Origin of the sequence: Stygiolobus sp. CP859M, assembly GCF_037389975.1 — an archaeon.
Lineage (GTDB): Archaea > Thermoproteota > Thermoprotei_A > Sulfolobales > Sulfolobaceae > Stygiolobus.
The window spans coordinates 15,450-38,007 of the sequence record NZ_JBBHKS010000016.1 but is presented as its reverse complement, the minus strand read 5'-3'; the positions used below and the strand labels follow the sequence as shown (position 1 = coordinate 38,007).

Annotated in this window: 22 protein-coding genes and 3 pseudogenes; 10 read left to right on the top strand and 15 right to left on the bottom strand. The window is 39.6% G+C overall.

From position 1 onward, the window contains the following. Positions 1-14: 14 nt before the first annotated feature. The 4 genes and pseudogenes from WIW72_RS06910 to WIW72_RS06895 all read right to left on the bottom strand — a co-directional run bounded on the left by WIW72_RS06910 (position 15) and on the right by WIW72_RS06895 (position 3,931). The gene (locus WIW72_RS06910; RefSeq protein ID WP_337721327.1) at positions 15-458 is read right to left on the bottom strand and encodes a zinc ribbon domain-containing protein; all 444 of its coding nucleotides are present in this window, start codon (positions 456-458) and stop codon (positions 15-17) included. Between the two features lie 258 nt (positions 459-716). Further along, a pseudogene (locus WIW72_RS06905) lies at positions 717-1,816 on the bottom strand (transposase). A gap of 443 nt (positions 1,817-2,259) precedes the next feature. After that, complete coding sequence (locus WIW72_RS06900; RefSeq protein ID WP_337721326.1) at positions 2,260-3,633, bottom strand: MFS transporter; 1,374 nt, start codon at positions 3,631-3,633, stop codon at positions 2,260-2,262. 121 nt (positions 3,634-3,754) lie between these two features. Beyond that, entirely contained in the window at positions 3,755-3,931 is a 177-nt protein-coding gene (locus tag WIW72_RS06895) for a hypothetical protein (RefSeq protein WP_337721325.1), read from the bottom strand. Between the two features lie 432 nt (positions 3,932-4,363). Between WIW72_RS06895 and WIW72_RS06890 the strand changes: the two genes are divergently transcribed. The 3 genes from WIW72_RS06890 to WIW72_RS06880 are packed head-to-tail and all read left to right on the top strand — an operon-like array spanning position 4,364 to position 5,196. After that, positions 4,364-4,606, top strand: a complete 243-nt coding sequence (locus WIW72_RS06890; protein WP_337702261.1) for an AbrB/MazE/SpoVT family DNA-binding domain-containing protein — start codon at positions 4,364-4,366, stop codon at positions 4,604-4,606. Further along, complete coding sequence (locus WIW72_RS06885; protein WP_337721324.1) at positions 4,590-4,994, top strand: PIN domain-containing protein; 405 nt, start codon at positions 4,590-4,592, stop codon at positions 4,992-4,994. Before WIW72_RS06890 ends, WIW72_RS06885 begins: the two co-directional genes overlap by 17 nt. Before the next feature lie 22 nt (positions 4,995-5,016). Further along, positions 5,017-5,196, top strand: coding sequence for a hypothetical protein (locus WIW72_RS06880; RefSeq protein ID WP_337721323.1), 180 nt, complete (start codon positions 5,017-5,019; stop codon positions 5,194-5,196). Between the two features lie 165 nt (positions 5,197-5,361). Here WIW72_RS06880 and WIW72_RS06875 read toward each other — a convergent pair whose 3' ends face one another. From WIW72_RS06875 to WIW72_RS06865, 3 genes are all read right to left on the bottom strand, one after another. Next, on the bottom strand, positions 5,362-5,979 hold the full coding sequence (locus WIW72_RS06875) for an MFS transporter (RefSeq protein WP_337721322.1): 618 nt from the start codon (positions 5,977-5,979) through the stop codon (positions 5,362-5,364). A 52-nt stretch (positions 5,980-6,031) separates the two neighbouring features. Next, complete coding sequence (locus WIW72_RS06870) at positions 6,032-6,667, bottom strand: MFS transporter (protein ID WP_337721321.1); 636 nt, start codon at positions 6,665-6,667, stop codon at positions 6,032-6,034. Between the two features lie 72 nt (positions 6,668-6,739). Beyond that, entirely contained in the window at positions 6,740-7,702 is a 963-nt protein-coding gene (locus WIW72_RS06865; RefSeq protein ID WP_337721320.1) for an alkaline phosphatase family protein, read from the bottom strand. A gap of 385 nt (positions 7,703-8,087) precedes the next feature. Here WIW72_RS06865 and WIW72_RS06860 point away from each other — a divergent pair, with 385 nt between their 5' ends. Continuing rightward, positions 8,088-9,449: an MFS transporter gene (locus WIW72_RS06860; RefSeq protein ID WP_337721319.1), complete on the top strand. Its 1,362-nt coding sequence runs from the start codon at positions 8,088-8,090 to the stop codon at positions 9,447-9,449. Between the two features lie 151 nt (positions 9,450-9,600). On the opposite strand, the pseudogene WIW72_RS06855 reads toward WIW72_RS06860, so the two are convergent. Further along, positions 9,601-10,697 (bottom strand): annotated as a pseudogene (locus tag WIW72_RS06855) (transposase). Between the two features lie 205 nt (positions 10,698-10,902). Between WIW72_RS06855 and WIW72_RS06850 the strand changes: the two are divergent. After that, on the top strand, positions 10,903-11,937 hold the full coding sequence (locus WIW72_RS06850; protein WP_337702651.1) for an AAA family ATPase: 1,035 nt from the start codon (positions 10,903-10,905) through the stop codon (positions 11,935-11,937). A 489-nt stretch (positions 11,938-12,426) separates the two neighbouring features. On the opposite strand, the gene WIW72_RS06845 is transcribed toward WIW72_RS06850, so the two are convergent. Then, positions 12,427-12,867 (bottom strand): nucleotidyltransferase domain-containing protein, encoded by a 441-nt coding sequence (locus tag WIW72_RS06845; RefSeq protein WP_337702649.1) that lies wholly within the window; start codon positions 12,865-12,867, stop codon positions 12,427-12,429. Next, positions 12,830-13,258, bottom strand: a complete 429-nt coding sequence (locus tag WIW72_RS06840) for a HEPN domain-containing protein (RefSeq protein WP_337702647.1) — start codon at positions 13,256-13,258, stop codon at positions 12,830-12,832. Before WIW72_RS06840 ends, WIW72_RS06845 begins: the two co-directional genes overlap by 38 nt. A gap of 468 nt (positions 13,259-13,726) precedes the next feature. Here WIW72_RS06840 and WIW72_RS06835 point away from each other — a divergent pair, with 468 nt between their 5' ends. Further along, on the top strand, positions 13,727-13,888 hold the full coding sequence (locus WIW72_RS06835; RefSeq protein WP_337702645.1) for a hypothetical protein: 162 nt from the start codon (positions 13,727-13,729) through the stop codon (positions 13,886-13,888). Positions 13,889-14,393: 505 nt separating this feature from the next. On the opposite strand, the gene WIW72_RS06830 is transcribed toward WIW72_RS06835, so the two are convergent. The 5 genes and pseudogenes from WIW72_RS06830 to WIW72_RS06810 all read right to left on the bottom strand — a co-directional run bounded on the left by WIW72_RS06830 (position 14,394) and on the right by WIW72_RS06810 (position 19,287). Continuing rightward, on the bottom strand, positions 14,394-14,933 hold the full coding sequence (locus WIW72_RS06830) for a hypothetical protein (protein WP_337702644.1): 540 nt from the start codon (positions 14,931-14,933) through the stop codon (positions 14,394-14,396). A gap of 592 nt (positions 14,934-15,525) precedes the next feature. Then, entirely contained in the window at positions 15,526-15,741 is a 216-nt protein-coding gene (locus WIW72_RS06825; protein WP_337702642.1) for a hypothetical protein, read from the bottom strand. Positions 15,742-15,798: 57 nt separating this feature from the next. Next, positions 15,799-16,485, bottom strand: a complete 687-nt coding sequence (locus WIW72_RS06820) for an HAD family hydrolase (RefSeq protein WP_337702640.1) — start codon at positions 16,483-16,485, stop codon at positions 15,799-15,801. 387 nt (positions 16,486-16,872) lie between these two features. After that, positions 16,873-17,054, bottom strand: a pseudogene (locus WIW72_RS06815) (alpha/beta hydrolase fold domain-containing protein); the annotation flags it as partial. Between the two features lie 295 nt (positions 17,055-17,349). Beyond that, complete coding sequence (locus WIW72_RS06810) at positions 17,350-19,287, bottom strand: protein kinase domain-containing protein (protein WP_337702637.1); 1,938 nt, start codon at positions 19,285-19,287, stop codon at positions 17,350-17,352. 480 nt (positions 19,288-19,767) lie between these two features. On the opposite strand from WIW72_RS06810, the gene WIW72_RS06805 reads away from it, so the two are divergent. From WIW72_RS06805 to WIW72_RS06790, 4 genes are all read left to right on the top strand, one after another. Continuing rightward, positions 19,768-21,045: an ATP-binding protein gene (locus tag WIW72_RS06805; RefSeq protein ID WP_337702635.1), complete on the top strand. Its 1,278-nt coding sequence runs from the start codon at positions 19,768-19,770 to the stop codon at positions 21,043-21,045. A 699-nt stretch (positions 21,046-21,744) separates the two neighbouring features. Further along, on the top strand, positions 21,745-22,068 hold the full coding sequence (locus tag WIW72_RS06800; protein ID WP_337702633.1) for a HEPN domain-containing protein: 324 nt from the start codon (positions 21,745-21,747) through the stop codon (positions 22,066-22,068). Beyond that, positions 22,061-22,195 carry a hypothetical protein gene (locus tag WIW72_RS06795; protein WP_337702632.1) on the top strand — a complete coding sequence of 45 codons (135 nt, stop codon included), beginning with the start codon at positions 22,061-22,063 and terminating at the stop codon, positions 22,193-22,195. The genes WIW72_RS06800 and WIW72_RS06795 overlap by 8 nt, the downstream gene beginning before the upstream one ends. 49 nt (positions 22,196-22,244) lie before the next feature. Further along, entirely contained in the window at positions 22,245-22,484 is a 240-nt protein-coding gene (locus WIW72_RS06790; protein WP_337702631.1) for a hypothetical protein, read from the top strand. Positions 22,485-22,558 lie beyond the last annotated feature (74 nt).

Genomic DNA, 22,558 nt, shown 5'->3' with positions numbered 1-22,558 from the left:
AGCGAGGATTCCCCTCATCGATTCGGGTTTACATCTCTCATTTGAGGGGCAGTCGAGAGGGTCAGAGACCCCCTCCCATTAAGATTCATGATTGCGATAACGTCATGATCGTTCTCATAACCACATGAACACTTAAACCAACGGTGGGAAACCTCGATCACCCTTTGACCGCATTTTAGGCAAGAGACTGAAGAGTATCTTGGAAAACGTCCTTTTCTAGGATTATTATACCAAGCCTTGTACACTGAGAGGGCATCACGGTAACAATCCTCAGCAACCTTTGAAGGTAGGTTGTACTCTTCTCTTAACCTCGTGTACAACCCCTTGTGGGTTGTTGAAATCACTCCCTTCTCTTCCGGGTTTGGAACATTTTCTCTCAGCCAAAATAAGATGAAACGTATTGCCTTAACGTAGTTGTTCACGAGGGCTAGGAGGGAGTTTGAGAGGGCGTTCTCCATTGAATCTGTAGCTCTGATAGCTTTATTACCCTTCCCCCAGCTATTAAGGAAATTTTGACAAAGAGGTATTTAAACACGGGGCTATCAATCCCCGCTGGCGAGGTTTTCCGCCCCCTTAACCCCTTTCTTTGTAAACAATCCAACTTGCAGAAAAGAACGTCGGAATCTCCGAGGTTAGAGAAATAATTAACACGTTTCGGCTGGGCTTCACAATACTAAGTCCTTATAAAGGATTTAAATGTCAGCAGTTATGGGACTTTAACGTAACTTAAAGATTTTCATCAGTCCAGGTGGTCCACCTAAATAACGTTCAACGAACCTGAGGAACGCCTCCACACTCCTCAGGTTAAGAGCCCCCACCAGCTCCCTGACGACGTTGACCATGATGGTGAAGATCGTGAGGTAACCCTGAAGCCTCTCTCTCCTCCAGAACGAAGAGTCCTCCAGTCCCAAGGCCTTCACGTCCCTGTGAAGCTTCTCGATCTCCCACCTCATCCTCCATGCCTCCTCGATCTCCTCCTCACTAAGCGAGAGATCGGTCGTGTAGAGATACCTAACGTGTGTCCCGGAGTCACCTTTATATTCTTGGACTAGCAACTTCACTGTAGTCACTCGGTCTCCCAAGGTTAGGTCGGCGTAGTAGACTCCGGGGGTCTCCCACTCGGAGGTGTCCCTCCACCTCCTCGAGGGTCCCCCGGGCCGACTCGACCCTGAGCTTGGTTGGACTTGAGCTCAGACACCACGTTGTCCTTCACGAGCTTCTCCGACCAGTACCACGAGTCGAAGACTACCTTGGACACGCGGAAGTACCCCTTGAGCACGTCCAACATCTCCCTGGCCAAGTCGATCTTGGTCTTGAACTCGGTGACAATCCCCAAGTCCAACATCTTCCTCACGACGTAGGGGAAGGCTCCTACCATGAACGCCCTGCCCGTGGAGAGGTCTACTATGGCTACCGTGAGGAGCTGCACACCCCTCTCAAACCTCCCGTGGGCGTGGCAGTAGATCCAGTAGTTTCCGTGGGGGCTCACGTCCTTTCCTCTGGAGTACTCCTTGTGGTCCACGGTGTCGTCTATGATGACAACAACCTCACCCTTCACCAGCCCCGACAGGACCTTCAAGTAGTCCTTCCACGCGTCGTGGAGCTCTCCCAACGCCTCCAGCAGGTTTGCGTAGTCTAACCCGAACGTCTCAGCAGCATTCTTCACGCTGGACCTCCCACCTAGCAGGGTCATGAGGACTAGTGCTAACTCGACCTTCCTGCTCCTCCCGTTCCTCCTGATCACGCCCAGAACTTGGTTGACCGCCTTGACCAGCCTCTCCTTAGCCAGTTCGACCTGTCCCTTGCGCTTTGACATTTTCATCTTTTCAGCAGGAAGACGTCTAAAATTAAAAACTTCTCGTTAATACCGACTTCTTAGTATTACCTCCCTAAGATTCTCATAACTGCTGTAAATGTTATGTGAGTGGTTCGTGCAATATAAGTCACTAAGGTTTTCTGAGCTGAAGTGCGTAGTGCTTTAATTTACACTTAATCTAGAATAGGAAAGAAATAAGATAACAAACCCTTTCTACGAAGTTACAAAAATTAGGATTCAAAGTGCGAGAAACTCACCTAAGGAATGGGTAGCCCTACATTCAAATACATCTTTTCGCAGACATCTATCGGTAACTTCTATCTCCTTCCTTTTACCATTTACACTCATATTAACCCCTAATTGTAATATGAATTAGTTAGATAGAAACTTTTGTCAGCCGGGTAATAACAGTTTAAAGTCTTAAAAGATTTAAAAAAAGAAAATTACTCCCTTATTACCTCTGTTTCCTTTGAAGATCCCTCTAATGGTTTCCCTTTAGTTTCTGGTATGAAGAACCAAGTGACTATTGCGGCTACTAAAGCTACGATGCTTAGAAAAGTTACGGCAAAACCTTCACCATATACGTTGAAGAGGTAGGGGAATACGAAAGACGTTAGTGCTGCACCAATTCTCCCAGCAGCTACTGTCATTGCTTGTACAACTCCCCTAACTTTCGTAGGTGCTAATTCAACTCCTAACATTCCAGATGCGCTTATTGACCCTGGACCAGTTTGCGAAAAGAACAGGCTTAAGCCATAAAGTATAAGAGCACCTACAGCTGGTAAATAAGCTTTTAATGCCGAGAATAACAATAGGGAGGCAAACATTCCTATGAATCCCATTGTTTGCATTGGTTTTCTACCGATTTTGTCTATTGTCCTAATGGCTACTAACCCACCAGGAACTACAAAGGCGAACTCAACTATGAACTGAAATATTGATGAATTATTTATCCCAAGGCTTTTAGCTATACTGCTAGGCCCGAAGACTATGCCAGAATAAGACACTATGTCGAATAGGAACCAGAGTATAGCTGCCGCTACAAATATTTTCCCAAATCTAGCGAAATAATCTCCAAACGTGTTAATATCCTTATAGCTTGAATCTATGTTAACGTCGTTTTTAGCTAATGTTTTAACTACTTTTCTGAACTCTTGAGCATCGCCCTTTATCCTCAACAAGTACCTCGATGTCTCTGGTATCTTCCTCCTCAAATAGATAACTGAAGCTGCTGGTATAGCACCAGCAGTAAGAACTACCCTCCATATAATGTCCGGGCTAACGCCGATGGCCTCTAATGCAAAAGCTATTGCAGCTGCCGTAGTCGCTCCAAAGCCCCACATCATACCGAAGCCAAAGGCTATCAATTTACCTCTGTCCTTTGCGTTTGAATGTTCACCCATTATCATTGGTGATAAAACGTAGTCCGCCCCTACTCCTAAACCCAGTAATCCTCTAACGAGTACTAGAGCTAATGCGTTAGGTACTACCGCTTGTAGTAGTGCACCCACGGTCAATAATGCAACATCTACACCATAAAACGCCTTTCTTCCCTTGTTTGATAAAAAGCCGAAAAGGATCGCTCCTATTGCTGCACCTATGAATGCTGAACCGGCAATTAAAGATTCCCAAAGGGTGTAAGACGGGCTTTTACTAGTTATTCCGAATGAAGCTAACACTGTTGTTAGGACTATTCCTATGGAAGACAGATCGTATCCGTCAGTGAATACCCCCATCCCCGTTGTAATCAAACTCTTTATGTGCCACATGTCGAAGTTCCTTTCGTCTAAGGGCTTAAACACGTCCTTTAAATTCATATGAGAGCATAGTCTCAATAACTTATAAAGATTACGTAAATAGAATAAAGAGAAGTAAATTAACTATATAACTATATAGAGAAGTAAATTAACTATATAACTATATAGAGAAGTAAATTAACTATATAACTATATATAGTATAAATCGATAACCTACTAATTCGTTTAGTGCTTTCCTTATCTTCTCATCACTTGCGAGGTTAGTTAAAACACTATGTATTTCCTTAATGTCCATTGGCCTCTCCTTAAGGAGGTCAATTATAACGTTCTTCAATTCGTCCTCCTCTGGCGTTATCATCACTACTAACTCATCGTCGTCATAAACTACTTCTAGTTTTGACTCAATGCCCCTCTTACCCAGCTTAATGAACTGAGGAAGGAGTAGCTTGTAAGTATACCTCCCTTCCCTTAAGGGACTAAAAAATGGATTAAAGCCCCTTTCCTTACTTTCTCAGTTCCCTACTCCAATTCCTTCAAATGAGGTACACTCTTAGCTACTTGATTGACTACCAGATGAGATCCGAATCGGTGGTGGGAGCTATAAGGAGGAAACTCTAGCTGGCGAGGAGGAAGTCAGTTTTCATACCCGTTATTAACATATGGTAAATATCGTAAAGTGGATAAGTGGAGTAATGAGTTATCGCGTAACAGCGTTTTTCCATATTATCTGGATGGATCGTGCATAATATCAGGGTGAATTTTTTTATATCAGTCAGACTTATTTAATAATGTGAAGACTAAAGTACGTGTAGGCAGAAAATTGACTATTCATATTCCAAAAGCGATAGCAGAGGAGCTAAACATAAAAGATGGTGATATACTGTCTTTGAGGGTAAAGGATAATAAGATAATTTTAGAGCAAGATAACGCAATATTACTTTCATTAAAAGGTAAGAAATTTGCTAAAATGTCGGTAGAAGAAATAGAAAAAATCAGTGAAGAGGAGCAAAATAAGCATGAAAATCCTAATTGACACCAGCTTCATATTACCGCCTCTAGGTATAGATGTCGGAGAAAGTGTATTAAATACAATAAAGGAATTCGATAAGCACGAAATATATTTTACTGAATTGTCCCTAATTGAAGCGATGTGGGTAATTAGAAGGTTATTAAAGGAGGGCACTAAGGTTGATTTCAAAATTGTAAAAACGGGTTTGAAGAGCGTGATTAAAACGTATCGTCTATTAAGAATACCTATTTCAGCGTATATTAATGCTGTAAATGATAGGAGACATAGCGACTTAATAGATATGATAATTTATTATACTGCAAAGGCTTACAACTTGAAGTTGCTCACTTTAGATAAAAAACTAAAGGAGATAGATAACGAGAATATAGTAATAAATAATCTGGATATGTAAAAATTGAACCTTATTTTACTATTTGAATAAGGGAAGGTTTGAAATCGCTTACGGTCTCCTACTGTTAGTCTCTGGAGTTCTTTCACTACCCTCAAGCTACTTAGATGCGTTAATGTTATCATTTTACCCGGTCTTACCTTTTATAATTCAAGCCGTAGCGAGTATAATAGGTTTAGTTTTCCTCTTAATGTTTCCCCATTAAAAGTTCTGAAGAGCAATAAATGTCATCATTCTAAACAATCCACGAGAATTCCGGTAAATGCTGTAAATAATTGTAAACTAGCGAGTCTTACCAGTTTTCCAGTTACAATTTTCAGTTCTTAAGATTTATTCGAAAAATTTTAAAAATTATCAAAAAACTAAGTAACTATGTTTCTATTTCACCTTTAAGATACTCGAACTCATCGAGACTTTTATGCTTAGGTTCTATTAAGAACATGGTTACTAATGCACCCATTAATGAAATCACGCCCAATAATATCATTGTAAACTGCAAACCTTGGGATTGAAGTATAATAGGTACTAATAGTGTCGTAGTTATAACACCGGTCCTACCAGCCATTACCGTAATAGCTGAGGTCACTCCCCTTATCAAAGTAGGGAATAATTCTATCCCTAAAAACCCTACCGCTGTACCTGGACCTATTTGAGACATAATGTTGCTTAGCCCAAGTAAAGACAGCGCTACCAAGGCTGTGGATTTCAATCCGTATAGAGCAAACAATATTGTTGCTATACCCATTCCCGTAAATCCTACGGCTTGCACAAACTTCCTACCTAGCTTGTCGTTTGTGAAGGTTGATATAACATTACCCGGAATAGCGAATGCTAGTAGAACTATCAGCTCGAAAATTATCCCGTTAACTCCTATACTTTGAGCTATCACGTTAGGCCCGAAGAATACTCCGGCGTAAGCTGCAATATCAAAAATGTACCATGTCAATGCAGCTAATAGTAAAGTAAGCCAAATCTTACTCCATTCCACTTTTACGTTAGGAGTCTTATCTACTTTTATTCCATATTTTTCTTGGAGTTCCTTAGGATCTTTCTGTATATAACATATATCGAGGAGTCTCAGGGAATTTTCTCCTAGCGTAAATAACGATTAATGCCGGTATAGCACCGGACGCTAAAACTATTCTCCATGCCAGATCTGGAGGTAGAGAGTTAGCTACAGCTAAAGTCATGAGGGTTGAGCCCAGAGCACCCACGTTCCACATTAGACCTCCAGAGATTGCCATTAGTTTTCCTCTGTCCTTTCTATTAGCATATTCTGCGTTCACTAAAGGAGATAATACGTAATCGGCACCAATACCCAGACCCAGCAAAAATCTAACCACAGCTAGTTGAAGGGGAGTTGAAATGAAAGCTTGAGCTAATGCACCTAGTGACATTAGCATCGCGTCTATTCCGTAGAATTTTTTTCTTCCGTGTCTGGCTAAATAACCGAATATTATTGCCCCCAAGAAATTGCCTAGTATTATACTTACAAATAGTATTTCAGAGGATCCTACAAGTCCTTGACCTAAACTCTTCTCGATTAGCGGAAAGACCAGCGACCCAGCAGTTAGATCATAACCGTCTACAAAAGTCCCCGCACCTGCCACGAGGGTAGTCTTTATGTGAAATGCAGAGATTCCTTTTTCGTCCCATTCCTTTAGAGGATTTTTCATATGAAAAATAATAATAAACATATTTATAATTTTTAGGTATAAAATATATATACAAATAAATTTACTATATAGCTATTCATAAACGTACAGAGGGATTTCCATCTCGTCTTTCGTTAGACCACCATGGCTCCCCTTATATGTGTGTTCCATATCGTCCTCCCAGTAGACCACGTTAATACCTTCATCTGGTATTAGTAAGAAGTCTGGAACATTTGTAGTTCCTCCTATAAGTCTTTCTATTTCCTCCCTCTCGTATAACGTACCGTATTTTTTGAGGACTGATAATGGCCTTTTTCCCTTAAACATTAGACTTCTCGCGTCTCCATATGGAGGGAACTCCATTTCCTTCATGAACTCTATATCTTCCCTTAAGTTAACGCTCTTGTTTATAGTTGTGTGCCCATGATCAGATGTAATCAACAAAGTATATTTATCCTTGAACCTGGTGGACAACAAGTCTAATGACTTCATCACATCTTTTGCAGTAGCAGTTGTAGCTTCATGATATGGGCCGTATTGATGAGATACTGCATCTACGTAAGGTATGTAAAAGAAGATAAACTTTGACGGTTTGTTCTCAAGTGATTCCTTGAATTTATACAATCCATCCCAGTAAGTATAGTACGGAACTACTTGGAGTTTATTCATCAGACTCTTGGTAGCTACTTCAGGCATAAGGAAGACAGAATCCGTATTTGTAAAGAATGTGTCCAATTCAATACTTTGCTCTCTGAGGGTTTTTATAAGGTTAACAATCCTCCCTTCCTCTCTATTATATATTCTCCAGCCTAAAATACCATGTTCTCCAGGCCTCTTAGCTGTTAGTAAAGTGGCAAATACAGTTACAGTTATAGAAGGGAATATAGACTGTATTTTTATGGGCTCAACGCTAGTTTCTATTCCTCGGGATATATTCCACCCTAAGCCGTCTACTAGAACAAAAGCTAATTTATCCTTGTGTATTATCCCACCTATATCTCTTTTATCTTCTTTTAATACAGATCTTACTTCTCTCGATAGATCATACAAGTTCATGGTTTATTTTATTAAACTAGGGTTTTAAGTGTGCAATTAAATCGCATAAATATACCCATATAAACTACATAGTATAAAGGAGTGGTATTTATCCTTGTGCTTTTAGGGAGTTTATCATTAAGTTTTAATCAGTAAGTGTAGGAATTATTTCTCAATATCGCCTCTGAAATATTGTGATTATACACTACTTATTAATATCTCAGTAGAGTTATACCTCTTCTCAAGTTATTTTTCTTTTACACTCTTTTTATCGTAACGCTGAAAACGTCTACTCTAATAGGAACGATATATTGTTTATATATGACTATATATTCATGATGTAAAAATATAGTACTGTATAAAGTAATTAGATTATTTTTATAAGAAGGAGGGAGAAGTATATAGTATGACCTTAAAGGATGTATTCAAACCCCTAGACCAAAGGAGTTTTGACGTATGGCATATAAAATCCCTAATAACCACGGGAATGGGTGTCTTCACTGACGGATACGACTTGTCTTCAATAGGACTAGTTCTAACGACTGTGTTATCTTATTTTGGAGTAGCAACTGGTTCCGCAGACTATAAACTATGGACTTCCCTTTTAACCGGCTCAGCCTTGGCTGGATCAGCAATAGGAGCTTTAATTTTCGGTTACTTATCTGATAAGGGAAGGAAAAAGTTTTACGGTATCGATGTAACCTTAATGACAATTGGAGCTTTATTACAAGCTGTAGTAACATCACCGTTACAGTTAGTTTTAGTGAGAGGGCTTTTAGGCGTAGGAGTAGGAGCTGACTACGTATTATCACCTATGATAATGGCTGAACATTCAAACGCTAAAGACAGAGGTAAGTTAATTGCACTAGGTTTTGGAATGATGTGGGGATTTGGTTTTGTTACTGCATCTTCACTAGACTTGGCATTAACGAGCTTAGGTGTAAGTCCCAATATAATATGGAGAGTGGTCTTAGCAGCAGGTGCAATACCAGCTGTAGCTGTAATATATTTAAGAAGGAAGATACCAGAGACAGCGAGGTACTTGTTAAGAATTCAAGGTGATTCTAAAGCATTCAAGGAACTCGTAGAAACTTTGGCTAGAACTGATGTGAACATCAAAGGTGAGTATAAGGATGTAAACACTTTCAGAGACTACTTTGCAAGATTTTACAAAGTATTCATCATCGCTGCTCTTTTATGGTTCTTGTTCGACATAGTTGCATATGCTGGAATTTTATTCGGACCCTCAAAAATAGCCCCTGCAGTAGGTATTAAGAACGGAGCTGTCTTCAATTTACTTGTAGAGTTTCTGTTTACTTTCCCAGGGGGCATAGTAGCTATTCTCTTAATAGATAGAATAGGAAGAAAACCCTTACAAACCGTGGGCTTCTTAGGTATGTTTGCAAGCCTAATGTTGTTCTCCTCAACAAGGTCATCTCTTCCAGCAATAGGAGCTTTCATGCTCTATGGATCAATGGACTTCTTCATGCAGGCAGGACCAGGGTCAATCAGTGCTGGTTTGCTAGGAGTTGAATTAGCCCCAACTAAAGTAAGGGGAGTTGTTCAGTCCACTACAGTTGCCGCTGGACGAATCGGTGCTATTATAACGTCGTTCTTATTCCCATATTTACCGTTAAATGTCGCTATAAGCATATTAAGTATAGTAGCCTTAATAGCTGCGGTTCTCACCTACTTCGGAATTCCAGAGACTAAGGGAAAGCCTCTAGAGGAGAGTTCGAGTGAGGTAGAAGTAGAAGAAAAGAGTTAGGAAAAAGATATATATCTAAATATTAAAAATTTTTTATTATAACTATATTAATAAATTATAATAGATACTAAACATTTATTAGCTCCGATTAGCTCTTCTAGCTCTTATAATAGCATATTTTGGGCAGCTAATCTTCAGCAGTTATGGGACTTTAACGTAACTTAAAGATTTTCATCAGCCCCAGCGATCCGCCTAAATAACGTTCAACGAACCTGAGGAACGCCTCCACACTCCTCAGGTTAAGAGCCCCCACCAGCTCCCTGACGACGTTGACCATGATGGTGAAGATCGTGAGGTAACCCTGAAGCCTCTCTCTCCTCCAAAACGAAGAGTCCTCCAGTCCCAAGGCCTTCACGTCCCTGTGGAGCTCCTCGATCTCCCACCTCATCCTCCAAGCCTCCTCCATCTCCTCCTCACTAAGCGAGAGATCGGTCGTGTAGAGGTACTTCTCGCGTGTCCCGGAGTCACTTTTATATTCCCGGACTAGCAATTTTACCGTAACCACTCGGTCTCCCAGGGTTAGGTAGGCGTAGTAGACTCCGGGGGTATCCCACTCGGAGGTGTCCCTCCACCTCCTCGAGGGTCCCCCGGGCCGACTCGACCCTGAGCTTGGTTGGACTTGAGCTCAGACACCACGTTATCCTTCACGAGCTTCTCCGACCAGTACCACGAGTCGAAGACGACCATGGACACGCGGAAGTACCCCTTGAGCACGTCCAACATCTCCTTGGCCAAGTCGATCTTGGTCTTGAACTCGGTGACCATCTCCAAGTCCAACATCTTCCTCACGGCGTAGGGGAAAGCCCCCACCATGAACGCCCTGCCCGTGGAGAGGTCCACTATGGCGACCGTGAGGAGCTTGACCCTCTCGAACCTCCGGTGGGCGTGGCAGTAGATCCAGTAGTTTCCGTGGGGGCTCACGTCCTTTCCTCTGGAGTACTCCTTGTGGTCCATGGTGTCGTCTATGATTACAGCTACCTCACCCTTCACCAACACCGACAGGACCTTCAAGTAGTCCTTCCACGCGTCTTCGAGTTCTCCCAACGCCTCTAGCAGGTTTGCGTAGTCCAACCCGAACGTCTCAGCAGCATTCTTCACGCTGGTCCTACCACCTAGCAGGACCATCAAGACGAGTGTTAACCCGACCTTCCTGCTCCTCCCGTTCCTCCTCACTATGCCCAGAACTTGGTTGACCGCCTTGACCAGCCTCTCCTTAGCCAGTTCGACTTGTCCCTTCCGGTTTGACATCTTTTCAGTGAGACGACGTCTAAAATTAAAAACTTCTCGCTAATACCGACTTCTAGGTATTACCTCCCTAAGATTCCCATAACTGCTGTAATAGAAATTTTTTAACCTTACTTAATGTTGAATACTCTTATTAACTGGGGGGATATCCAGTAACTGGGGGGATACCCTGTTATTCGACCCAAAACCTAAAGAAGACCCGAAGGATTTGTTTGATAGAGAGGCTGAACTCGAGAAGGTTAAAAACGGGCTTAACTATCCAATCACTCTAATCTTAGGAATTAGGAGGAGTGGGAAGTCGTCAATAGTTAAAGTTTTAATGAAGGAAGAGGATGCAATATGGATTTATATAGATTTGAGGAAATATGAGGGGAAGCCTTATTTGAACTATAAAGACTTAGTGCAAGAGCTCGAGAGGGTTCTAAATTCGTTCCCAGAAAGACTGAAAAACTTGTTTAAAGGGGTTAAAGGTGTTAGTATTTCTGGTATAGAACTAAGGCTCGGTTGGAGTAAAGAGAATAAGGTTGATATGAGTAACTTGTTTGAGAGGTTGTCAGAGATAAGTGAAAAAGAGGGTAAGAGGGTGGTTATAGTATTTGATGAGTCGCAAGAGTTGAGGAAGTTACGTGGTTATAATTTGCTCTATCCTCTTGCTTACGCTTATGATAATTTAAAATTACGTTTTATATTTACGGGGAGTGAAATAGGTATGGTATATAAGTTTTTAAAACTGGGCGATGCTAAGTCACCCTTATATGGTAGAGCTATGACAGAAGTTTACGTAAACCCATTTAATAAAGACCTTGCCATAGAGTTTCTAAGGAGGGGGTTTAAGGAGGCTAATGTAAAGGTAAGTGAGGAAGAGCTAGAAGAAGCTTATAATAATTTAGGAGGTATTCCAGGTTGGCTCACTTATTACGGGTTTTACTATTTGCAGTTTAAGGATCATAAAAGTGCTTTAGAGAAGACTATTTCGGCTACAGTAGAGTTAATTAAGGAGGAATTTAATAACTTCCTCTCTAATAGGAAGGAGGCAAGGGAAAGATATTATATGATAATGCAGGTTTGTAAGAGGGGTTGTAGATGGAGTGATGTTAAAAGAGCTATTGAGGCTAAGGAGGGAATTAGCGTTGACGATAAAGAGGTAACTAATTTAATAAAAAACCTGGTCGATTCTTCATTTTTAATAAAAGAAGGTGAAATATATAGACCAGCTGATGTCCTAATGACAAACGCTTTTTAGTAATAGCCTTATGGGTTAATTTAAAGATTACTTCCTTCTTTCAAATCATATAACGAATATATGTACCCTAGTTGTAAATGTAATTTAAACGCTTAACTACATCCTCTCATGCCCGTTCTCAAGGATAGCAATCTTTCCAGCTCAACCTCCGTTTGTCCCTACACTATCATTTCAATCATTTTATGTTCATTCATGATCGAGTGTAGGGACTTAGCCCTTAACCACAGGTGGGTCATGGGACTCCTTTGAGCCCAATGGCACGGGGCTCACATCTCCGTAATCTCTCCCACCCTTTTGGGCATAGCCCACATCGGTGTGAGAGATCATCATTAATTAACAAATGTTTGTTTCAACCAAATACAAAAAGATTCCTATCAACGTGAAAAAGGATTCAGCCCATCAAAGAAGTCCTCCCTTAGGTGATGCACAAAAGCTTCTATCACCGAAAGTCCTATCTCCTCTCACTCTCGAATACTTTTAAGGACTATCTCACTCCATCACACATTTCCTTATAGTCCTACCTACTGTAAATTTACCATGAGGTAATATTAGTATGGCGTTGTAAGGTTTGACTTCCTCACAATACTTCTCCAGTAATTCCTTGACCCCCATTCTGTCATAAGCTATGCAATACGCAATACTAACACCCATCATTACTGTGCCTAAAGTTAAGTTCTCCTTGAACTCCTCTTCATCAAAAACTGTTGTATCTAGCCTTACTCCAGTCTCTTTGAGGAATGAAAGTCTCTCCTTAGAAAAGTCCTTATTACCGCCCTTCCTAACCACTATTAGCACGTCTACGTCGGAATCTTTTCTGTACTTCCCTATTACCCTACTGCCGAAGAATATTATGGCTAAAACGTCGTCTCGTATTATCTTCTCCCTTGCTAAGTTAAATAATTCCATATTTTCTAAGGAAAGATTCAGCAATTTTTAACACCTTTTCTGAGTAATCTATCCCTTGTCTGCACATCTCCTCAGTAATTATTTCTTCCGGTGTTTTTATATCTTGCCCGTTTATTACGGGATACCTAGATATACTCCAACCACCCGACAAATAATCCAAAGCTTCAAGGACTATGTCTAAATCTTTTCCTAATTCTTGTAAATTGTTGGAGGCATCAGCAATTAAATCGTGTTCCTTCTTATACACTAGCTTAACCTCAAGCATTGCTTTAATGCTTTTTTCCACAGATTGTTGAGAGTAAAAGAAGCACTCTGGGTAATCTTTCAACGAAAGGGCTTGTTTAGCCCTTTGGTTATCCTTAATAGCGATTGAGAAATAAGCCTTGGCAAACTCCTTATACTTTCTCGGTATCATCTAAACTTAGTTTATGGGGTGAGATTAAAAGTTATCAGATCCTTGATTTGGTAGAGCTTCTTAGGTCTTAAGCTATACATTTTCGCGATATTGACTCCTTATACAAAACATTTTAGTAGGATTTGTAGAGTATGCCAAACTATTTCTATTGTTCTTAATATGTCTAGGTGTTATGTTCACAGCGTTATGGTAGGAAGAAGTAGGTTGAGTTTTGGGGGTTAGGCTAAGGTTGTTGATGAGATGTGGACTTACTTATACTAGGGCTATTTACAAGTGGTTGTTTCGTTTACACTTCTTTATTCTTCAGTTAGGATGAGAGGTTCTTCAAGGAATAGACGACTTCTCTTACGATATTTGGTTAACTCAAAATCCTGACGTGACCGTCTTACAATATCCCCGTATAGAGGTCATGATCTAGATGTATCATAAGGAGAACATTTCTAGTTCATATTTTATCAGAGAAGGAATGTGACTGGTACAGCCTTTATTAACGGTAGTCTTGAAAATGAGACTTTTACTCTATACGTTTTACCTCATACAGGTTCTGCTAACGGATGGATAGGCGTATACTATGTGTCACAAAAGGAGCTAGAGGGCAACATATCCTTACCGTTATCTTACTTGATATAGCAGTCTGTTAACTTTGCTAGCAAAGTCTTTCCTTCTCTTTCCTCAAGTCAATACTATCTAAACGCTATACAAGTTGGCATGGAATTTAACAATGACCCTCAGGGAAATGCTAAATTGGGTTATGAATTGTATAGATGGTTTTTGTACTTTAACTCAACGACGTGATAATGAAGAGCCCTCTTTTCAGAGGTTTTACAAAAAATGGGGTCAAGGTTAGTCATTTCTTTTTCCATTTATAAGCTACTCACTTGTTAAGATATGACGATACTAAATTATTTTTATGTACGTAGTTTTACATTAGGATTAAAGAATACTCAGCTATATTACTGAAATTACATCAGTAACTTATTGTTTAAGAATTACCAGAAATTCTTGATATTTTACCCTTCTTTTAGTCAATTTTCCAAAATAGTATCAAGTTATTGTGAGCTAGCATAAAACAATCATTTGTATAGGAAATTTCTTTATGAACTATCATGTTACTTAACTTAAGTTTCTTACACCATCATCGAATATTTAGTGACTTTGTATCTCCTAATAGATTAGCGTTCATTAGAAGCCCTACTATTCCTACCATTTTCACCACGTCTCCCAATATTGCCACTATTCCTAGATTCACAAGATATAACGGTAAACCCGCAGTAAATATCACAGCTCCCCAAAAGAACAATGAAGAGTAGCCGTAATTGAACTTCTTAGTAGTGAGGTATATGGAGATTCCAGCTATAGGCTCTAACGTATATCCTGCCAGGATTATCTCTATACCGAGGAATTTACCCAGAGAAGCCAATATTAACCCTAAAAAGGTAATAATTATTGCTGGGATTGCGAAGTAGTCCATCAATTTTGGCTTTTCTAACTGCGATTTATGATACGAGAGGAAAGAAGGTATTGCTAAAAACCATACTATCCACATGATTACTAAGAAAGGTAAGGATAAGGCGTAGGTAATTCCGTTTAAGTCTAATAGTACTAATCCAGCTAGAATTATAAGGGAGGCAATCAGACTTACTATATTTCCTCTCCTTAGATAAGACTTTATCATAAGTAAAAATTTATGTACATAATATTAAAAATCATGTAAAGTTTATTAGATATACAGTTTTTTAACTTGAAACGAAAATTAATTATCACAAAATTTTCTTGTTCAGGCGAATAGAGAGTACACTAAGATGCGGACTAGAGCCTTGCCACAGCGTATAAAAGCCTTACTAAGAAAGGGGTTAAGGGGGAGGAAGGCCTCACCAAGGGGACAGATAGTACCCTTATAGAAAGTTTAAATACTTTTTTGTCAGAATTTCTCTCGGTGACGCTAACGACACTCCTTATATAAAACATATTAGTCAGATCTGGGTAATACAGATCTGACTGGGGTTCAGGCCGTGACGCTCCTTGGGCTTAAAGCCCGATGGGGAGCTTGGCCGCCTCCAACTCGGACCGGAAGTTGGGCAAAAAGCCCGAATAAAACATAAGGGTGAGTGTAAGTGGAGGCCCCCAGTTCGGGAATAGACGTATCAAAAGATAAATTAGTTGTACTAAAATAAGCAGTTTAACGCTAGTGAGTAAAGCAGGTTTCATGGCGTAAGTAGTGTAGACTATGCTCAATTTTTAAGGAAAGTTTTTATACCGGAAGCTCCTCAGTTAGGGCTTAATGAGACTGTGAGAGGGGCATTTAGTATCTCTTTGAGGTACTGGACGTTATGGATAAGATCCCTCTTTTCATGTGGGGGAGTTATGGCTATCTCGACTGCCCACCAAATGTAAACCCGAATCAATGATAGGAACGATGAGAGGGGAACCCCTGCTCTTCCAAGGTAGTGAGGAGTCAGATACGGTATGATCACGGATTGCATAGTTTTAAGACCTTTTTCTTTAGGACTTTGACAATGTTATCTACATGTAAAGTCTATTCATCTTTCTTTCTCTACCAAGACACTCTCTTTTTCTATTTCCTTAAGGACTTTCCTTAAGTTAGAGTACTTTTCACTAATTTCATCGTAGGCGTCTCTTCTATCTAATAGAGCACCTCGAAGTCCCGCATTAATCGCTCCTATCACATCCACTTCATAAATGTCTCCTAAATGAAGAGCTCTGCCTCTACCCTCAGGTATGGCTAGCTTGAATATATCAGGATTAGGTTTTACTTTTCCTACTTCAAAGGAAAAGACTGCCTTGTCAAAGTATTTCCTTAGACCGAACGTCTCTAGGTATTTCTTAGCCTTGCCGTTATTTGCAGCATTGCTTATGAGTACGGTCTTTAACCCTAAAGACTTAACGGCCTCTAAAAACTCTATAACATCATCGTACATCAGAACTTCTTTTTCAGCGTTCTTCCTCGCTTCCTCAATTTTCTCTATGTCTTTGTCACTCAGTTTAAGCCCTAATTCGTTAAATATCTCCCTTAACGAAGGTGTGTTATTTCCGTTAGGGTTAGGTTCTAATTTTTTGCCTCTTATCTTAGCTGAAACTCTGAAGAGCTTTTTTGCAGGTATATCGTAGCCTAAGTCCTTGAGTGCTTGTGATATTACTTCGTAACCCCACGGTCTGTTGTATATTAAAGTGTCGCCTAAGTCCAGTGAGATTATTTTTATCTTCATTAAAAGTTTTAAAATTCATATCAGATAAAAAATTTTGTTAGGGTTCTCGTGACTTTTGTGTGAAGACCAAATACCTTTGCTGAATACTACGCGCTAAATATATAACAGGTAGAGATGTTCTTTAATATACCGAAGAGACAAAGAAAAAAGGGTAGAGAGGAGAGAAGATTATTAAGATTTCATAAACAATATTAACTTTAAGCGTTAACACTTGAGTTATAGGTAGAAAATGTATGTATATTGTCTGGCATTACTGAAATTTTAGATAATAAATTTGGTATAGGGATGAAGATTTTAACATTTCTTTAGTTACTTGTTAACCTACATGTTTCACGTATGGGTTTAAAAAACAACACTAAAAACAGAATAACTTTAATCATTCCACACTTAACTATAGAGAGCATCCTTTAAAGTTGAGCCAATTATCCTTATAGCAGACTTACTATGTCGGGTACAGTTAGAAATCCATAGACCATACCGTTGAATCTTGTGGAAACTGTCTCGACTCCGTTTTTGGCTAGTTTATTAGCATATACCTCTCCTTGATCTCTGAGCGGATCATATTCAGCCTACTCGATCCACTTTAGCCATTTAAAGTTTTAAATTGATAGGAATCAGATTGTAGTATATTACTTATATTTAGCAAATATTTTACCTTGTTAATACTATTTTCATCTATTAAATAATCCATATTTTCTTCATTGTCAGCTTTGTAGAGAGAGAAGAATATCATCTAAAAAGATTATTTCAATTGCAGGAGTTCTAGTTCGCCTTGACTCTACGTTTTCTCACCAGACCTTCCTAGTTAACAATTTGTACTCTAGAGTGTGTCTTCACGTCTAGAATGTTTTATATTAGAATTGACTAGGAACAAATGGTAGGATCTATCTTTTTTATCATGTCAATTACTTCTCTGGCTGTAGGCCTTCTCAGGGATTCTATTGAGAGCATGGACTTCAGGAGCGGGTCTATTTTCGGGTCTACATTTACATTCCAATACATTAATTTCATCCTCGCGTTTTCAACCTCGCTCCTCACACAGTTGGTGTCTCTCTTTATGTAACAGTCTGTAGCATTTTTCATCTCGTTCAGGTCAGGTCTATCTATTTTTCTTGTAAGTAGTACGTAAGCTGTCATTCCCAACGCGTAAATATCAAAGTAAGGTCTTGCCGGCTCCAGAAAGACTTCAGGTGGAGAATACTCAGGAGTGATTTGCTTGACTTTACCGTTAATCCTTACAGCACTCCCGAGGTCACCTAGCTTAAATGTCACTTTGTTCAGTTCAGACGGGTCTTTAGGTCTCTCGCTCAGAAAGATGTTTTGGGGTTTGACGTCCATATGGACGAAACCCTGAGAGTGTATGTAACCCAAGGCTTCTGCAACTCCGCATATAGCTCTTAACACATTCCGTTGCCACTTAGAGCTGTAATAGAACAAGTCCTCGTCTAACAAGTCCTTTAGTGTACCCCCGCCCATGTACTCCATGACTATCATCGGTGGGTTTTTCACATATAAGTCAGTCCTTCCTTTCAGTATACCATCAATGACAAATGTATCAACGTTAACAGCATAGATTTTCACGATGTTCTTATGGTTGCTAAGATTGACCAAGTTAGAGGCTTCAGTAGCTAAATCCCTAAAAAATTCTTCTGGATTACCTCCGTACAATTTTAGCACTTTTATAGCCAGAGGTTTGCCAGAATACTCACCCTTCAATACGTAACCGTTCCCGCCTTCTCCTATCACCTTCTCTATCTTGTAGACCGAAAGAGTGCGGTTTATCCACACATTAGGATCCCAATTACTCAAACTCCTGCCCATTAACGGTTTAGAAGGTGTTTGGGGCAGATTTTGAGATGACGACCATGGAGTTCCTTGATGTGAGGTTTGTGGTTGGACTATCGGTCTGTAAGTTATTATTACTGAAGTCCCCACAGTAGCGTTACCACTTCTCCTATCGGGAATGTAAGTTATGTTACTGCAACTTACCCTGCTTGCTCTCCAATTGCAGTCAAAGGGGTAGTAAAGTATATAGTCACCTCGATTGTAATCGCTAGGATAATACTTACTTCCGTTTACATAAATCAGGGGTAAGCAGTTAGGTGGTAGTCCTCTAAAGATAAATATCACGGGTGGTGGAGGGCTAGGGTTTATAGGTTGATAGGGCGTCTGCGGGTTACTTTGAGGGGTAGGTTGAGGAGGTTGATTAGGGCTAGGGTTTATAGGTTGATAGGGCGTCTGCGGGTTACTTTGAGGGGTAGGTTGAGGAGGTTGATTTTGGTAATTACCACTTTTCCTTCTCGGTATGCCGTAACCGAGGGCTCTAGCTGTAGAGAAAGTTGCCGTTATAAATAACGGGTCTATAAAGAACGCCTCTATTATATATGACGGTAGAGGGCTATTAGGAGGGTAAATAAAAATAAATATGTTTATCATTGCGTAAAGATAGGCTATGAAAATTCCAATCACGTTGACAATTATTCCGCTATTTCCATTGCCCTTATAAACAATTAATAAACCTGATATGAGACCAACCAGAGAAAGATAGGCTTCACTTGTTATCAGATTGTGGATGTAAGCGACGTTATTTACTTGTGTAATTACATAAAGAAAGGGGTACAAGAAGGTGAATAGAGGGATAAATGGTGAAAGTCTACTCCTCTTACCGTAAACTATTAGAAAAATTACGCTTGTAACGGCATAGAGCAGGAAATATGAGTTTGGAAATGGGTAAAGAGACACTATCCACACGTACAATAATGTGACTAACACCAAGTTTATTATATATACTGACTTATTCACATCATATACGTTATATGAGACTTTAATAAGAATTACTGGAATCGTTCCTGCAAGGGAAGTAGAATAATATACAGATTAATTAAGGGAAATATTAGAGTGATGAGTCAAAAACCCATTATCCTGATTTAGTGTGGTAAAAACAACGCGTAACTTTTAGATCAGGTAATAAAATTTTCAATCTTTCTTGCGATAGTTTCTGTCGATGACGGGTGTATCTGGGTACATATATATATAGGTGACTCTCATTTTTAAAGCATAAATTAGCGTATTCCTCATTCTGATAACTTAACTCTCGTGTCATTTATTATTTGAAGTTTCGTTACCTAATTGTATCTCGTGATAAGAGGGAAAAAAAGTCGCTATTTTTGACTCACAAGTGATTCACTTTCTCGCTATTTTTGACTCACAAGTGATTCACTTTCTCGCTATTTTTGACTCACAAGTGATTCACTTTTAATACTCTTCTCCTTATTTTTACATGTGAATAGAGAGAAAATAATACAAGCATTGATAGACTGGAACTTCTGGTACAAATCTCAATTTACCGGTGTTCCCAGAGATTACACTGATAAAGTGATCCAAGTACTAAATGAAGGTATAGTTTGTGACCTAGTGGGAGTAAAAAGAGCCGGGAAGTCCACTATCTTTAACCAAGTGGTTAAGAAACTGGTAGAAGAGAAGGGCGTAAACCCTTTTCTCACTCTTATTATAAACTTTGAAGATCCGAGGTTGGCAGAAATTGACGAGGGGGGAAAGCTTTTTGATCTGCTTAGCGTATACAAGGAAGAAACCGGAGTAAAAGGTAAGCCTTACATTTTCTTAGACGAAGTTCAAAGGGTAAAGGGATGGGAAGGGTTTGTGAGGTCTTTAATAGATAGAAAAGAAGCCTTTATCTCTGTCTCAGGCTCAACGTCCAAAGTGAACAAAGGTAGAGTGAAAGAGGTGTTAGCGGGCAGACACATCTCTCTAGAAGTATTACCGCTCTCTTTTAAGGAATTCCTCAGCTTTAAGGGAGTGAAAGTGGAGAGACAATTAGACGTGATAGCCAGAAGCAGTGAGATAAAGTCCCTTTTTCAGGAATACCTTAAATTTGGCGGATTCCCCATGGTGGTTAACAGTGACGTAAAGGAGAAATTACTGTTACAACTCTACGACGACATAATCAGCAAAGACGTAATAGAGGAGTGTAAAATTAAAAGGTCAGATAAACTGAAGTCTTTAGCACTGTTTTACGTCTCGAACGTAGGTAACCGAATCTCCCTCAGGAGGGTATCACGCTCTTTGGAAATCCCCCTGAGGACTGTAGAGAGGTTTACGGCTTGCATTGAAAGCTCGATGTTAATACACTTTGTTAGACCTCTTTCCCCTTCCTTATCCCAGATGGTAAGGGGAGAGAGGAAGGTGTATAGCGTTGACACCGGGCTCTCGAATGTAGTAGGTTACAGACTGAACCAAAACTTGGGCTCACTACTTGAGAATCTGGTCTATCTTGAGTTGAGGAGGCGTTACGGTGGTGACGCCATTTACTATTATCACGGCAAAAACGAAGTGGACTTTTTAATATTACAGCAAAACGAGGTGACGGAAGCTTATCAAGTAACTTATACGCTAAACGATGAAAGGGAAATGAAAGGGATAAGGGAGGTGATGAAGAGAAAAAAGGTGAGAGCGTATGTTATTACCTTTGATGATGAAGAGAGAGTGGAGGAAAACGGGGTGAGAATAGTCAAGGTGTGGAAGTGGGCTTTAGGTTTTTAGTCAGACATTTTTTGCCATCATAAGTGTTTACCCGTGGCGTAACTTTTCCTTACTTTTAATTACTTTTAATTCCGCCACGGACACCTCTCTTAAGGAATCATATACAGTTACCCTTAATTCATTGGGGCTAGTCGAGGGAAACATCACTACTATAGGTTTCATTGTGTTATAACTCGGACTTGGAGGAGTAATTGATTCATTGAGGTCTGGAACTTTTCCAGGGAGTACGATGGGTGCTACTGTAATTCCTTTGCAACAGTCTGTAAGTGTGTATCAACATGACTCAGGAACAATTAAAGGAGGCGTTGTCTATAATTGATATTATTGAAATTAATAGAGTACTTATCGATGAGTTTATCCCGGTGGGATAAGATACCTTTTGGTATACTTGTGAAAGCACTGCTAAACCTTGATTAGCTAACGAATTTACAATAATATCGAAACCGTCTACTGGAAATAAAATCTCGTCATTAATAACATATGCTTCACCCGAATATGGTGATGTTAAGCTTCTACTTCAAATGATCCCTTTACCTACCTTCCCATTATTAGTAAAGTAGGAAAATTCTATAAGATAGTGCGTGAATACAATAGTAAAATGAAGAACCATATTTCAGCTGAGGTGTCAAGAAAATTGCTGTATTGATAAAGGTGTTATTAAGATGTTATTAATTTAAACTCAGTCGTAAATATTCATTCATGAGCGAGCTAATAGAAAAGGGAAAGCAAAGCTTTACTACAGCGGAGGACGCAATAAATAAGGGATATTATTGGTTAGCCTGCTTTCTTTTTCATCAAGCCGTCGAGTTAGCAATTAAAGGTCTCCTAGAGATAACTAGGAACGAGCATCCTTATACTCACAACCTGGTGGAGCTATTAAAATATTTTAATCCTCCAGACGATATTTTAACTTGTACAATGAACCCCCATTGCATTTCTTCTAGGTATTCCTTACTGTCCTTTTACTCCAGAAATGATGCTTTAAATTGTAAGAAAAAAGCTGAGGCGATTTTGAATGGTTGAAGATCTTATGAGGAGAATAAACGAGGAATACGAAAGGGAGTTCAGCGATTTCCTCCAAAAATTAATAAGTGCTTACCCTGATTCAACCATAGTATTATTCGGTAGTAGAGCTAGGGGGAAAGAATAGGCCTAACAGTGATTTTGATATAATAGTATTTGTGAGCTGTGAAAACCCTTTGCATAAGAGTATCGAAATTTACCAAACTACTAGACCCTACTTCCCAGTAGATATTGTGGTAATGAAACCAGAGGAAGTTAATGATCGTAATCTGAAGTTAACTCACATGTTTTATTATGGTTATAGGATCTTATACGACGGATTAAACCTTAAGGAGAAAATTGAAAGAATGACGAAAGAGAACGTTGATAAGTTAAAGGATATAATAATTTACGACGATCCTAAGTATAAGAGGTAGCTGTTTTTAGAGAATGAAAGACGTTAGCACTGAAACCGAGAAAGATATAGATTTCATTGTAGAAGGAGAGTAAT

Excerpts from the sequence above, each read along its gene's own strand:
- WIW72_RS06910 (WP_337721327.1), bottom strand. The coding sequence starts at position 458 with ATGGAGAACGCCCTCTCAAACTCCCTCCTAGCCCTCGTGAACAACTAC.
- WIW72_RS06900 (WP_337721326.1), bottom strand. The coding sequence starts at position 3,633 with ATGAATTTAAAGGACGTGTTTAAGCCCTTAGACGAAAGGAACTTCGAC.
- WIW72_RS06895 (WP_337721325.1), bottom strand. The coding sequence starts at position 3,931 with ATGATAACGCCAGAGGAGGACGAATTGAAGAACGTTATAATTGACCTC.
- WIW72_RS06885 (WP_337721324.1), top strand. The coding sequence starts at position 4,590 with ATGAAAATCCTAATTGACACCAGCTTCATATTACCGCCTCTAGGTATA.
- WIW72_RS06870 (WP_337721321.1), bottom strand. The coding sequence starts at position 6,667 with ATGAAAAATCCTCTAAAGGAATGGGACGAAAAAGGAATCTCTGCATTT.
- WIW72_RS06865 (WP_337721320.1), bottom strand. The coding sequence starts at position 7,702 with ATGAACTTGTATGATCTATCGAGAGAAGTAAGATCTGTATTAAAAGAA.
- WIW72_RS06860 (WP_337721319.1), top strand. The coding sequence starts at position 8,088 with ATGACCTTAAAGGATGTATTCAAACCCCTAGACCAAAGGAGTTTTGAC.
- WIW72_RS06840 (WP_337702647.1), bottom strand. The coding sequence starts at position 13,258 with ATGATACCGAGAAAGTATAAGGAGTTTGCCAAGGCTTATTTCTCAATC.
- WIW72_RS06830 (WP_337702644.1), bottom strand. The coding sequence starts at position 14,933 with ATGATAAAGTCTTATCTAAGGAGAGGAAATATAGTAAGTCTGATTGCC.
- WIW72_RS06825 (WP_337702642.1), bottom strand. The coding sequence starts at position 15,741 with ATGCAATCCGTGATCATACCGTATCTGACTCCTCACTACCTTGGAAGA.
- WIW72_RS06820 (WP_337702640.1), bottom strand. The coding sequence starts at position 16,485 with ATGAAGATAAAAATAATCTCACTGGACTTAGGCGACACTTTAATATAC.
- WIW72_RS06800 (WP_337702633.1), top strand. The coding sequence starts at position 21,745 with ATGAGCGAGCTAATAGAAAAGGGAAAGCAAAGCTTTACTACAGCGGAG.
- WIW72_RS06795 (WP_337702632.1), top strand. The coding sequence starts at position 22,061 with ATGGTTGAAGATCTTATGAGGAGAATAAACGAGGAATACGAAAGGGAG.